Source organism: Anthropogastromicrobium sp. (assembly GCF_037349415.1).
Classification (GTDB): Bacteria; Bacillota; Clostridia; order Lachnospirales; family Lachnospiraceae; genus Anthropogastromicrobium; species Anthropogastromicrobium aceti.
This window is the reverse complement of the sequence record NZ_JAXWCK010000038.1, coordinates 41,281-54,914: the sequence shown is the minus strand read 5'-3', so window position 1 is coordinate 54,914 and position 13,634 is coordinate 41,281. Positions and strand designations below refer to the sequence as shown.

Below are 13,634 nucleotides of genomic sequence, written 5' to 3'. Positions count from 1 at the left end.
GTTTATGGTACTTGATAAAATACAGAGGCCGAATGACGTCAAAGAATTAAAAGAGCAAGAACTTCCTATTCTGGCAGATGAGATTCGGCAGTTTATAATTGATAAAGTCAGCGACAATGGTGGTCATCTTGCCTCGAACCTCGGAGTGGTGGAGCTGACAATTGCACTTCATCGGTGCTTGAATTTCCCACAGGATAAATTGATTTGGGATGTAGGACATCAATCATACACACATAAAATCTTGACAGGACGAAAGAATGGCTTTGACTCACTTCGCAAATATCACGGCATGAGTGGTTTCCCAAAGCGTGATGAAAGTAATTGTGATGCATTTGATACGGGTCATAGCTCTACGTCCTTATCAGCAGGACTTGGTATGGTTTGTGCACGAGAACTCAAGAAAGAAAAATATAAAGTTGTTTCTGTGATTGGTGATGGTTCTCTTACAGGCGGCCTTGCTTTTGAAGCACTTAATAACGCAGCATCGCTTAAGAGTAATTATATCATGATCTTAAACGACAACCATATGTCTATCTCTGAAAATGTTGGAGGGCTTTCGCATTATCTGGCAGGTGTGCGTACTGCAAAGGGCTACACTAATTTCAAGAAAAATGTGAAAGCATCATTAAGCAAGATGAATGCAATTGGAGAGGAGCTTGAGCGCAACATTCGCCGAGCGAAGAGTATGCTGAAGCAAGTTTTTATTCCGGGAATGTTTTTCGAAGATATGGGCATCACATATCTTGGACCTATTGATGGTCATAATATTGAGGCACTTACAGAGGTCATTGAGGATGCCAAACAGGTAGAAGGTGCGGTGCTCATTCATGTGATCACAGAAAAGGGAAAGGGATATGAGCCGGCACAGCTTCATCCGGAATCCTACCATGGAGTTGGACCATTTATAAAGAAAAATGGAATGGCGAAAAAGCCAAAGGAAGAGGCAACATATACTGATATCTTTGCAAAAACAATTTGTGAACTTGCACAGACGCACGAAAAGCTTATAACTATTACAGCAGCTATGATGGACGGCTGTGGCTTAAAAGGCTTTGCAAAGCGTTTTCCAGATCGCTTTTTTGACGTTGGCATTGCTGAAGAGCATGCAGTGACATTTGCATGCGGTTTAGCAGCAGGTGGTTTTCATCCGTTTTTTGCAGTATATTCCTCTTTTTTACAGCGAGGCTACGATCAGATACTGCATGATATGTGTATGCAGAATCTTCCTGTTACGTTAATGCTTGATCGTGCAGGACTTGTCGGAAATGATGGAGAGACGCATCAGGGTGTGTTTGATTTATCGTATTTGACAATGATTCCAAATATGACAGTATTTGCACCGAAAAACCGCTATGAGTTTCAGGATGCTATTGCATTTGCTGCTGATTTTGAAGCACCGATGGCAATTCGCTATCCGAAAACAGATGCAGTGCGTGTATTAAAGGAATACCGTGAACCAATAAAGCTTGGAAAGAGCGAGTGGATTAGAAGAGGCAGCCGTGTAGCGCTTCTTGCAATTGGCACTATGGTAGAGACAGCCATGGAGGTTGAGGAATTGTTGGCAAAGGATGGAATCGATGCAACAGTTGTAAATCTTCGTTTTGCAAAGCCGCTTGATTACGAGATGCTTGATGAAGTATTAGATTATCACAGCTTGATTGTTACAATGGAGGAAAATGTGCTTTCAGGCGGTGTAGGTGAGCATATTTGTCGTTATGTCGAGCTGCATTCTACTGGTGTGCGTGTTATTGCATGTGGCATTCCAGATAAGTTTATTCATCAGGGTTCTATTAAGGAACTTTTAGAGGAGACTGGGCTGGATGCACAAAGTATTTATCAGAAAATAAGTACCATGCTGTAATTAAAAAAGTGAGTTAAAGGACAAAATAAAGTGAAAGAACGTTTAGATGTACTATTAGTAAATTTGGGATACGCGCCTTCAAGAGAGAAGGCAAAGGCTGTTATTATGTCTGGCTGTGTCTATGTGAATGGACAAAAGGAGGACAAGGCTGGCACGATGTTTGATACGTATGCAGCGATTGAGGTGCGCGGCAATTCGTTAAAATATGTCAGCAGAGGCGGATTGAAGCTGGAAAAGGCAATGGAAGAATTTGCCATCGCACTTGACCAGAAGACATGCATGGATGTAGGAGCCTCCACTGGCGGTTTTACCGACTGTATGCTTCAAAATGGTGCTGTTAAGGTCTTTGCGGTTGATGTCGGTCATGGTCAGCTTGCATGGAGTCTTCGAAATGATCCGCGTGTCATTTGTATGGAGAAGACGAATATCCGCTATGTTGTGCCAGAGGATATTGGATGCGCCATTGATTTTGTGTCAATTGACGTTTCATTTATCTCGCTTACAAAGGTACTTGTTCCGGTAAAGGAATTGATGGCAGAGCGTGGACAGATAGTCTGCCTTATTAAGCCGCAGTTTGAGGCTGGAAGAGAAAAGGTTGGCAAAAAGGGTGTTGTACGCGAGAAGGAAACTCATATGGAGGTTGTGCGCATGGTGATGGACTTTGCACTATCCATTGGTTTTGGCGTGCTTGGCCTTGCCTTCTCACCAATTAAGGGACCAGAAGGAAACATTGAATATCTTCTTTATCTTCAGAAAACACCGACAGAGGAAGAGCTAAATCGGCCGCTGCCAGATGTAAATGCACTTGTTGAGCAGTCACATGAACTGCTGTAAGCTGACTGGGAGGAAGCTATGAGGCATTTTTATGTAATTGCAAATTATGCAAAGCCGCACACACTTTTTTGTGTGCAGGAAATAAAAGAATACCTGACAGCGAAAGGCGCAGAGTGTGTCATTGCCGGACCGGCAGCTTCGGATAATGGCCGGTATCACTATACAGATACTGGCCGGATTCCCGGCGACACACAATGCGTTATTGTTTTAGGCGGTGATGGAACATTGATTCAGGCAGCACACGACTTAAAAGGTACAAGCTATCCGCTGATCGGCATTAATTTGGGAAATCTTGGCTATCTGTCAGAAGTAGATCAGGAAAATCTGTTTCCAAGTCTCGACAGACTTTTGATGGATGATTTTTTTATCGAGGAACGTATGACGCTGCTTGGCGAGATTGTGCGTGATGGACAGATTGTCTGCAGTGATACGGCATTAAACGACATTGTTCTGACGAGACTTGAAAGCATGAAGATGCTTCGCTTTTCTCTCTATGTGAATGATCAGTTTATCACAAGATATAATGCAGATGGCATTATTGTTGCAACACCGACAGGCTCTACGGCATATAGTCTTTCAGCAGGAGGGCCAATCGTACTTCCGACCTCAAATTTATTTGTGCTTACGCCAATTTGTGCTCAGACACTGACAACGGCAAGAAGCATTGTTCTTCCGGATAATGCGTATATTCGACTGATTGTTGAGGCAAAGGATGGCATTCGCATGCTTCATCAGGCAGTAAGCTTTGACTCAGACAATGTGGTATCAGTGCATCCAGGAGATGAGATTGTGATAAAAAGTGCATCAGATAAGGTTAGATTAATCCGTTTGGATCAAAGAAGCTTTTTAGATACGCTTGGAAAAAAACTGAGCCGATAAATAAAAAGCCGCGAAAAAAGTTTTGAAAAGGAGATGGCTATGAAAACGGTACGACAGCAGCGCATATTAGAGCTGATTCAGATGCATGATATAGAAAAACAAGAAGAACTGGTGCAGATGCTTTGTGAGGATGGTTTTGATGTGACGCAGGCAACTGTTTCAAGAGACATAAGCCAGCTTCGGTTAAAAAAAGTTTCTGGAAAAAATGGAAAACTTGTCTATAAGGCAGCAGAATCAAAGCACCAACAGGCCGAACCAAAATATCTTCGTATTTTAAAGGAATCTTACGTCAGTATGGATATGGCAATGAATATACTTGTCATAAAAACAGTTTCTGGTATGGCAATGGCAGCGGCAGCAGCACTTGATGCGTGTCATTTTAGTGAGATTGTCGGATGTATTGCAGGTGATGATACGATTATGTGCGCGGTTCGTACCGTGCCCGATACCATTCATCTGATGAAAAAAATTGAGAGTATTCTCAATGATTGAATATAGAAAGGCAGGAGAAAAATGCTGGACAGTCTGTACGTCAAAAACCTCGCTCTGATCGATGAAGAAGAGGTGACTTTTACAGAAGGATTAAATGTCCTAAGCGGAGAGACGGGAGCAGGAAAATCCATTTTGATTGGTTCTGTTTTGATTGCACTTGGGGCAAAGGTACACAAAGAGATGATTCGCGCAAATGAAAAGGAGGCTTATATTGAGCTGATTTTTTCACCGACACATCCGGCAGTTCTCGAAAAGCTTCGAGAATATGATATTGAACCAGAAGATGGCCAGCTGATTATTTCGAAAAAGATCACTGCTTCAAAGAGCGTGAGCAAAATCAATAAAGAGGCATATCCAGCCTCGAAAGTACGCGAGGTTGCGTCACTTCTTCTTGATGTGCATGGTCAGCATGATCATCAGGCACTTATTCATCAGCATAAGCAGCTTGAGATCGTAGACAGAAGTGGCGGAAAAAAATTAAAAGAAGCAAAAGAACAGACAGCACAGTATTACCGCATATGGAAACAGTATAAGGATGAGCTTGACAGTTACAGCGTAGGCGAGGACGAGCGGCTTAGGCGCATGGATATTTTATGTTATGAGCTTGATGAGCTTAAAGAGGCATCAATTACACCTGGTGAAGAGGCACGTCTTTCAAAAGAATGGAAACGCTTATCGGAGCGTGAACATATCATAACAGCGTATCAGGAATTGACATCACTTTTAGGCTATGAGTCAAATGGTGCCTGTGATCTTTGTGGAAGAGCAGAGCATGCATTAAAAGGTATTTCAGATGCAGACGAAGAAGCGCAGTCTTTATATGATCAGCTTACGGATGCCGAGTCAATTATTCATGATATCTGTCGTGAAGCTTCAGAACGTCTTGATGCAATGCAGGATGAGGAGCTTGATACCGCAAAGATTGAAGAACGTCTTGATCAAATTCGTCATCTTATGCAGAAATATCGCTGTGATGAGGAAGGGCTGCTGGAGCTGACAGAGAAAAAAGAGCAGGAGCTTGAAAAATACCGTCATTTCGAGGAAGAGAAGGCGCGGGCACAAAAATTATGTCAAAATGCATTTGTTAAGTTAGAACAGGCCGCAAACGATCTTAGCAGCAAAAGAAGAAAATGCGCAGATTTACTTTGCAGCCAATTGATTAAGGCACTTGTAGATTTGAATTTTTTAGATGTGCGTTTTGAGATTCATATGGATCAGACAGAGCAGATTGGTCCAGGAGGAAAGGATGTCGTTACATTTTACATAGCGACAAACCCAGGAGAAGCACTAAAGCCGCTTGCTGCTGTCGCATCAGGTGGTGAATTATCAAGAATTATGTTAGCGGTGAAGTCTGTTATGGCGCAGAAGGAAGAAATAGAAACACTTATTTTCGACGAAATAGACACGGGAATCAGTGGCCGAACAGCACAAAAAGTCGCAAAACGTCTGTCAGAAACGGCAAAAGGAAGTCAGGTTATTTGTATCAGTCATCTGGCTCAGATCGTTTCAATGGCAGATACGCATTTTTTAATTGAGAAAAATGCAGAAAATGAAAGAACGACAACACATATCACAAAACTATCAGAAGAGGAAAGCATCCGTGAAGTTGCAAGACTTCTTGGCGGAGCAGAAATTACAAAGAACGTTCTTGATACAGCAAAAGAGATGAAAGATATGGCAAATAGAACAAAAGAATCCCAGATTACAAAATGATAAACAAACGCATACTAACAGCAGAAAAATGAAAGGAAGGCTGTTGGTATGCAAATGAAAATAAAGTACTTTAAAATACGAAAGGCTGTGGCAATTATATTTGCCATAGCCATAGCAGTTTGCTGTGCACATCACAGTTCATTTCAAAGTGTTGCAGCGACTGCGATGAAAAATACGGCTGTTCAAAACACCGTCCAAATGCCGCAAGTATATCCATGTGGATTTCCAGTTGGAATTTATATGGAAACAGAAGGTGTTATGGTGGTGACAACGGCGCAGATTCCAACAAATATGGAAACACTTTCTTCTCCATGTGAGGGCAGCCTGCAGCAGGGAGATTATATTACGTCGATCAATGGAAATCCAGTCAACTCGAAAGAAGAACTGGTTTCTAGTGTAGAAGCATGCGCGGGACAGCCGCTCACTCTTCATATTGTTCGCGAACAGGAATCGTTTGACATTTCTGTACTTCCTATTCAGGATACAAGCGGAACGTATCGTCTTGGTGTATGGGTCAAAGATGATGTGCAGGGAATTGGTACGCTGACTTATATAAGTGAGGATGGTCATTTCGGTGCGCTTGGTCATCCAATTAACGACAGCGATACAGGAAAACGAGTTAGTGTGCGAAAAGGTGGTTTATATGAATCGCAGATTCAGATGATAATCCGTGGCAAAAACGGTACACCAGGATCGTTCTGCGGTATAATCTGTTATGATACATCTACTTTTTTAGGAAACATCTATGAAAATACAAGCTGTGGAATTTATGGAAATGTATCTGCTTTGATGAAAGAAAAATTAGTAAGATCAGCATTAATGCAGACGGCACACAAAGAAGAGGTTGTCTGCGGAAAAGCTTTTCTTCGCTGTGCAGTAAATGGCGAGCCGCAGGATTATGAAGTAGAAATTATAAAAACGCAGCCAGGAAGTACTGGAGGATTTCAGATTTGCGTTACAGATAAGCTACTTCTTGAAAAAACAGGCGGCATTATTCAGGGTATGAGTGGTTCACCGCTCATTCAAAATGGCAAAATGATCGGTGCAGTAACACATGTGTTTGTCAATGATCCAACGAAGGGCTATGCAATATATGCAGAAGATATGTTGAATCATTAATATGAAGTGTCGAATTGCCTGAATATTACAAAAGCATAAATCTACATGAAAAGACAGTTCTTTGTCTTATATAGCGCGAAATGCGCGCTTGGCTACTCTTGTAGAAAATAGAAAAAACTGCTATAGTGAGTATGTCGATTGAAAAGACAAACGTAAAAATGAATGAACAATTAGCAGAAAGCAAGAGAAAGGATGAGGAAAATGGCAAAATTAAATGTAGCAATTGCAGATGATAATGAAAGAATACTCACAATGTTGGATGAGGTATTAACAGCAGATGATGATATTACAGTAGTGGGGACAGCTAGAAATGGAGAGCAGGCATACGAGATGATTCTGGATAAGAAGCCAGATGTGGTTTTGCTTGATTTAGTCATGCCGGGAATTGATGGTCTTGGCGTAATGGATAAGGTTCATGCTGAGAAAAATGCGGAGTCGATGCCATCCTTTATCATAATTTCCGGTATTCAGAATGAATCAGTGGCAGAAAATGCCATGTCTGCCGGAGCTACGTATTATATTATGAAGCCGTTTGACAATTTTACATTGTTAAACCGTGTGAAGCAGTTAGGAAGACGAGGCTATGATATGCGCCCACAGCTGTTAACACAGAGTACAGCACTAAAAGAACCTGCGTTTATATATGGAGGACAGGGAAAGAGTTTGGAACAGTATGTCACGAGTGTGATTCATGAGATTGGTGTTCCAGCCCATATTAAGGGATATCAGTATTTACGTGATGCAATTATTATGTGTGTCAACGATATGGATCTATTAAATTCGATCACAAAGGCATTGTATCCATCAATCGCTAAGAAATATGTAACAACACCAAGCCGTGTAGAGCGTGCCCTGCGTCATGCTATTGAGGTTGCGTGGAGCCGCGGCAAGATGGATACGATATATTCGTTATTTGGGTATACGATAAATAGCGGAAAAGGTAAGCCCACTAATTCAGAATTTGTGGCGCTCATTGCTGATAAGATCCGATTGGAGCTGAATCTTTTTAAAAGTTAAAGCCAATTGACACAATCAACGAAAATTTGTATTGCATTTTGTATAAAAAGAGCTTCCATTATTAGGCATTTTCGTGTATAATTAAGAAAAAACGATGGATGAAATAGCTGACAAAGGTTGTTTGTCCTGGTACCAAATAGTGGAGGTTTGAGGTTTATGAAGAAAATTCTTTTCGCTGCGTCTGAGTGCGTACCTTTTATCAAGACGGGAGGTCTTGCTGATGTTGTCGGTTCCCTTCCAAAGTATTTTAATAAAGAAGAGTATGATGTCAGAGTAATTATGCCGAAGTACTTATGCATCAAGGAATCTTTGCGCTCCCAGATGAAGTATGTAACGCATTTCTACACCGATTTTTATTGGCGTACACAGTATGTCGGCGTTCTGGAAATGGAGTATGAAGGTGTTCATTTCTATTTTGTAGACAGTGAGTTTTATTTTGGCGGACCATGGCCATATGGAAATATGTACGAGGATATAGAGAAATTCTGCTTCTTCTCAAAGGCAGTTCTTTCCATCCTTCCATTAATTGGGTTTAAGCCGGATATCATCCATTGTCATGATTGGCAGACAGGTTTGATTCCAGTATATTTGCATGACAGCTTCCAGTCTGATCCGTTCTTCTGGGGCATCAAGACAATCTTTACTATTCATAACCTGAAGTTCCAGGGTACATGGAGTGTGGATACTATTAAGGGCTTCTCTGGTCTGTCTGATTATTACTTTACGAGTGACAAGCTTGAGGCATATGGAAACGGAAACATGTTAAAGGGCGGACTTGTCTATGCAGACCGCATCACTACAGTAAGTCGCAGCTACGCAAGCGAGATTAGAATGCCGTTCTATGGAGAAGGCTTAGATGGACTGCTGCGTGCACGTTCTAAGCAGCTTAGCGGTATTGTAAATGGTATTGATTATAATGTTTACAATCCGAAGACAGATAAGGACATTGCAGTTAATTATTCAGTAGAAGATGTAATTAATGCAAAGGCAGCAAATAAGACAGCACTGCAAAAGGAACTTGGCCTTGAGGAAAATCCAGATGCATTCATGCTTGGAATTGTTTCACGTCTGACTGATCAGAAGGGACTTGACCTTGTTGAGTGCGTTCTTGATCAGATTTGTGCAGAAGATGTTCAGCTTGTCGTTCTTGGAACAGGAGAGGGCAAATATCAGGATATGTTTACCTATTACTCCAGAAAATATCCAGAGCGTGTATCTGCAAATATTTTCTACTCGGAGGCGCTGTCACATCGTATCTACGCAAGCTGTGATGCATTCTTAATGCCATCTCTGTTTGAGCCATGTGGTCTTAGCCAGCTGATGAGTCTTCGCTATGGTACTCTTCCGATTGTACGTGAGACAGGCGGACTTCGCGATACCGTTACACCATATAATGAAGTGGATGGAACAGGAACAGGATTTTCATTTACTAATTATAATGCGCATGAGATGCTTGCTATCATTCGTTATGCAAAGAAAACTTATTTCAATGATCGCAGGGCATGGAATGAAATGGTTCTTCGTGCAATGAAGCAGGATTTCTCATGGGATGCATCTGCAAGAGAGTATGAAAAGCTTTATGATGGACTTATCGAAGAAGAAGCACGTAGAAAAGAAGCAATTCGTTTACAGCAGGCGAGAGAGGCTGCTGAGGCTGCATTAAAAGAAGCTGAGAAAGCCTTAGAGCTTGCAAAGCGTGCTGAAGAAAAAGCAATTCGTAAGTTTAGTGGTATTGAAGACGAGACAGAAGATGAAAGAACAGAGACTGCCGAAGTAGAAGCAGATAAAACTCCAGAAGCAGCACCAGAGCCAGAGGAAGTTACAGAAGTTTTGGAAACTCCAGAGGAAGCTAAAGAAGTAGTGACAAAAGCAAAACCAGAAGAAAAAGAATAATCCAATGAAAATGGCAATCATTCTAAAAATAGGATGATTGCCATTCTTTTTTGATATATACTTTTTACTCGCCTCCGGAGATTAGCTTAAGGCTGCTGATATCAGGACTTGCTACAAGTGAATAATTAGTATGGTAAATTACAAAACCTGGCTTTGCTCCAGCTGGCTTTTTTACAAACTTGCGTTCAATGTAGTCAACTTCAGCCTTTGGTGCAGTCTTTGCCTTGGAATAGTAAACAGCAAGACTTCCAGCCTCTTCATAGGTGCGGTCTGGCACTTCTCTGCCATTTGTCTGAATAATGACGTGAGATCCTGGCGTTTTTTTGGCATGCATCCAGATATCATTTCCTTGTGCGAACTTAAAGGTCAGTTCTTCATTCTGGTAGTTGTTTTTTCCAACATAGATATCAAAGCCATCAGAAGAAAGATAGTGATAAGGAACACATTTTCTTCGATTGTCCTTTCTCCCTTTTGGACCATGCGATTTAATATAACCGCTTTCTCCAAGCTCTCTGCGAATTTCATCAAGATCTACATCGCTTGCAGCGATATCAATTGATGTCATGATAGATTCGAGATGAGCAAGCTCATTTTCTGTCTCAACAGTCAGAGTAGACAGCGCTTCAAAAGTTCGTTTTAATTTATTATAGCGCTCAAAATATTTCTGTGCATTTTCTTTTGCTGTCATTGTCGGATCAAGTGGGATCGTCATCATTTGATCAGTATAATAATTAAATACCTCATACGATTTTGCATCGGGCGGACAATCATAGCCATATGCATTTAAAAGCTCGCCATAGATGCGGTATTTTTCACGCTTATCGGTGTCAGAAAGCTGTCGTCTTTGAAGATCAGCCTTTTTGGCAGTGCGTTCAATCAAATTTTGAACAAGATGGCGAAGATCTGCCGATTTTTGGCGCATGCGTGCAATGGCACTGCGGGAATTATAGTAAGTATATAAAACTTCGCTGATTGAGTCAAAAGTCTGAAGACGATACTCAGTTAGTCCTGTCAGCAAAAATGCAGAAAATTCCTTTGGCTCATTGTTGTCATAAGCGATACATGGAGAAAATTGCTGTGTGCGGATCAAATCCATGACACCAGAAAAAGCGTTCCATAGGCGAGTCTGTTCTTCTAATGTGCAGGCCTCTGCGGCAAGAGAGCTGTCTAGGCCGCTGCGATAGACAATTTCCTCTGCACTGACATTACTGATTCCGGTAAAATTTCCTGAAAGTATGGCAGCAATATTTTTTCCAGAAGAAAACAGAGAAGAAAAAAATGTCTTGTCGGCAGCAAGCGGATTTGTTTTGCCTGTTGTGTTTGGAATAAAATAGTCGCGGCCAGGAAGAACCTCGCGCACAGAACTTACAGCGGCACTTACATGCTTGATACTGTCAACGATCTTTGTGCCATCACAGAAAATTATATTGCTGTGTTTGCCCATTATCTCAATTACAAGAGATTTCTGACGAAGATCACCCAGTTCGTCAAGATGCTCCAGTTCTAAGCGCACAATTCGCTCTAGTCCTGGCTGTGTGACATCTGTGATGCGGGCATTTCCTATATGCTTTCTAAGAAGCATACAGAAATTAGGTGCAGTCATCGGGCTAAGCCCTGCCTCCTGCGTCAGATAAATCAGCGGAAGACTTGCATTTGCTGATAGAAACAGACGGTAGGTGTCTTTTTTGTTTTTGATTGTTAAAACAAGTTCTTCTGGCTCAGGCTGAGCAATTTTGGAGATGCGCCCACCAGTTAATTTTTGCTTTAATTCAGATACAATATTTGAAATTACAATTCCATCAAAAGCCATAGTACGTAATCAACCTTTCTAAAACAGTCTTGGACCTTGATATCTGACAGTATAACAGAATGTAAAAAAAAACGCAATCTTTCTTCGATTGCAAGTTGACGATAGAATTAAATTAGCGTATAATAATAAGTCGTAGTCTGCACGATAAAAGCAGCTGCCGGAAAGGCGAATACATTTATGATACGAAGTATGACAGGATTCGGGCGCTTTGAATTTGCGGGCGAATCGCATAAGATCATCGTAGAGATGAAATCAGTAAATCACAGGTATCTTGATCTCTCAATTAAGATGCCAAAGATCTTTAACTGCTTTGAGACTGCGATCCGCAGTCTTGTAAAAGAACAGCTGCAGCGTGGAAAAGTGGATATGTATATCAGCTATGAAACAGAGTCTGATGATCAGACAGTGCTGTGCTATCATGAGGATATTGCAAGAGACTATATGGCACATATGGCGCAGATGGCTGATACATTTAATCTTGAAAATAATCTGACATTGACAGAGCTTGCACGTATGCCAGAGGTTTTTACTATGGAGCAGCGGGATACTGATGCAAAGGAGCTGTGGCCAGATGTAGAGCAGGCAGTAAGGCAGGCTTGTGTTGCAATGGTACAGGCGCGTCAGACAGAGGGTGAGCAGCTAAAAAAGGATCTGCTGTTAAAGTTAGATCACATGGATATGTTAGTGGATATGGTGACAGATAGAGCACCTGTGATGGTACAGGAATACCGCATTCGTCTGACAGAAAAGGTAAAAGAGTTTATTGAAGCTTCTGTGATTGATGAAAATCGAATTGCAGCGGAAGTAACTCTGTATGCGGATAAGATTTGTGTGGATGAGGAGATGGTTCGTCTTCGCACTCATATCAGCCACATGAAGGAAGCGTTGTGCACAGGCGGAAGCGTTGGACGAAAACTTGATTTTCTTGCACAGGAGATGAATCGTGAGGCGAATACCACACTTTCAAAGATCAACGATGTAACACTTGCAGATGTGGCAATCGACATGAAAACTGAGATTGAGAAAATACGTGAACAGGTTCAAAACATCGAATAAAGTTTTACTACAGGAGTTTTGTATGTTTGTAAATATCGGATTTGGCAATTTTATAAATTCCAGTCAGATTGTATCTATCTGCAGAGCAGATTCTGCACCGATGAAGCGTATGGTCAGCGAGGCTAGAAGCAAAGGAAGTGCAGTTGATGCGACACAGGGAAGAAAAACAAAATCAGTCATTCTTACTGGAAGCGGTCATTTGGTTCTCTCAGCGCTCACACCAGAGACGCTTACCGCCAGATGTAATCTGACAGTGGAAAAGACACAGCTACAAGAGGAGGAAGAAGATGAGTAAACGAGGTAATTTATTTGTTGTTTCCGGTTTCTCAGGTTCAGGAAAGGGAACTGTAATGAAACAGCTTTGCAAAAATGAGCAGTATGCACTTTCAATATCCTGCACAAGCCGAGCACCGAGAGATGGCGAAACAAACGGAAAAGAGTATTATTTCATTTCTCATGAGGAGTTTGTAAAAAGACAGGCAGAGGGTTACTTTTTAGAGAGTGCAATCTATGTAAATAAAGGCTATGGAACACCGCTTGGCTTTGTTGAGGAGAATTTGGCAGCCGGAAAGGATGTTATCCTTGAAATTGAGATGCAAGGCGCTTTGCAGGTAAAGAAAACATACCCAGATACCATTCTTATCTTTATTACACCGCCGTCTGCAGCTGAATTAAGAAGACGTCTGACAGCCAGAGGAACTGAGACGAAAGAGCTGATTGAAAAGCGTTTAAAGCGTGCCGTTGAAGAAGGCGTTTACATGGATCAATATGATTACATTATTGTAAACGATGACTTAGATGTATGCGTCAAGGAGCTTGATGCACTGATGCAGAGCACACATCACGCAGTAAAATTTAACAAAGAGTTTGTTGCAGCAATCAAAGATGATTTAAAGACACTTTAAAGATAATTTGACTGCTGTAATGATCAATAAACAAATAAAAAATGATAAGGAGAAT

At 41.4% G+C, this 13,634-nt stretch carries 11 protein-coding genes and 1 pseudogene; 11 read left to right on the top strand and 1 reads right to left on the bottom strand.

The window, feature by feature from the left end:
- Positions 1-4 precede the first annotated feature (4 nt).
- The 8 genes and pseudogenes from dxs to glgA all read left to right on the top strand — a co-directional run.
- Complete coding sequence (dxs, locus tag WJP93_RS09185) at positions 5-1,861, top strand: 1-deoxy-D-xylulose-5-phosphate synthase (protein WP_337547889.1); 1,857 nt, start codon at positions 5-7, stop codon at positions 1,859-1,861.
- 30 nt (positions 1,862-1,891) lie between these two features.
- Positions 1,892-2,695: a TlyA family RNA methyltransferase gene (locus tag WJP93_RS09180; protein WP_337547888.1), complete on the top strand. Its 804-nt coding sequence runs from the start codon at positions 1,892-1,894 to the stop codon at positions 2,693-2,695.
- 18 nt (positions 2,696-2,713) lie between these two features.
- Entirely contained in the window at positions 2,714-3,574 is an 861-nt protein-coding gene (locus WJP93_RS09175; RefSeq protein ID WP_118612921.1) for an NAD(+)/NADH kinase, read from the top strand.
- Positions 3,575-3,613: 39 nt separating this feature from the next.
- Complete coding sequence (locus WJP93_RS09170) at positions 3,614-4,066, top strand: arginine repressor (protein ID WP_118612922.1); 453 nt, start codon at positions 3,614-3,616, stop codon at positions 4,064-4,066.
- Positions 4,067-4,087: 21 nt separating this feature from the next.
- Positions 4,088-5,779 carry a DNA repair protein RecN gene (gene recN / locus WJP93_RS09165; protein ID WP_337547886.1) on the top strand — a complete coding sequence of 564 codons (1,692 nt, stop codon included), beginning with the start codon at positions 4,088-4,090 and terminating at the stop codon, positions 5,777-5,779.
- A gap of 48 nt (positions 5,780-5,827) precedes the next feature.
- Positions 5,828-6,898, top strand: a complete 1,071-nt coding sequence (gene spoIVB / locus WJP93_RS09160; RefSeq protein WP_337547884.1) for a SpoIVB peptidase — start codon at positions 5,828-5,830, stop codon at positions 6,896-6,898.
- A gap of 201 nt (positions 6,899-7,099) precedes the next feature.
- The gene (gene spo0A, locus WJP93_RS09155; RefSeq protein ID WP_308731422.1) at positions 7,100-7,915 is read left to right on the top strand and encodes a sporulation transcription factor Spo0A; all 816 of its coding nucleotides are present in this window, start codon (positions 7,100-7,102) and stop codon (positions 7,913-7,915) included.
- 156 nt (positions 7,916-8,071) lie between these two features.
- Positions 8,072-9,508 (top strand): annotated as a pseudogene (glgA, locus tag WJP93_RS09150) (glycogen synthase GlgA); the annotation flags it as partial.
- Between the two features lie 364 nt (positions 9,509-9,872).
- Here the strand turns inward: glgA and WJP93_RS09145 are convergent.
- Positions 9,873-11,618 (bottom strand): NFACT RNA binding domain-containing protein, encoded by a 1,746-nt coding sequence (locus tag WJP93_RS09145; protein WP_227099834.1) that lies wholly within the window; start codon positions 11,616-11,618, stop codon positions 9,873-9,875.
- 177 nt (positions 11,619-11,795) lie between these two features.
- On the opposite strand from WJP93_RS09145, the gene WJP93_RS09140 reads away from it, so the two are divergent.
- From WJP93_RS09140 to gmk, 3 genes are read left to right on the top strand one after another with little or no spacing between them, the layout of a single operon-like run.
- The gene (locus WJP93_RS09140) at positions 11,796-12,674 is read left to right on the top strand and encodes a YicC/YloC family endoribonuclease (RefSeq protein ID WP_227099833.1); all 879 of its coding nucleotides are present in this window, start codon (positions 11,796-11,798) and stop codon (positions 12,672-12,674) included.
- 22 nt (positions 12,675-12,696) lie between these two features.
- Positions 12,697-12,969, top strand: a complete 273-nt coding sequence (locus WJP93_RS09135; RefSeq protein WP_118612930.1) for a DUF370 domain-containing protein — start codon at positions 12,697-12,699, stop codon at positions 12,967-12,969.
- Positions 12,962-13,579, top strand: a complete 618-nt coding sequence (gmk, locus tag WJP93_RS09130; RefSeq protein ID WP_066558925.1) for a guanylate kinase — start codon at positions 12,962-12,964, stop codon at positions 13,577-13,579. The genes WJP93_RS09135 and gmk overlap by 8 nt, the downstream gene beginning before the upstream one ends.
- Positions 13,580-13,634 lie beyond the last annotated feature (55 nt).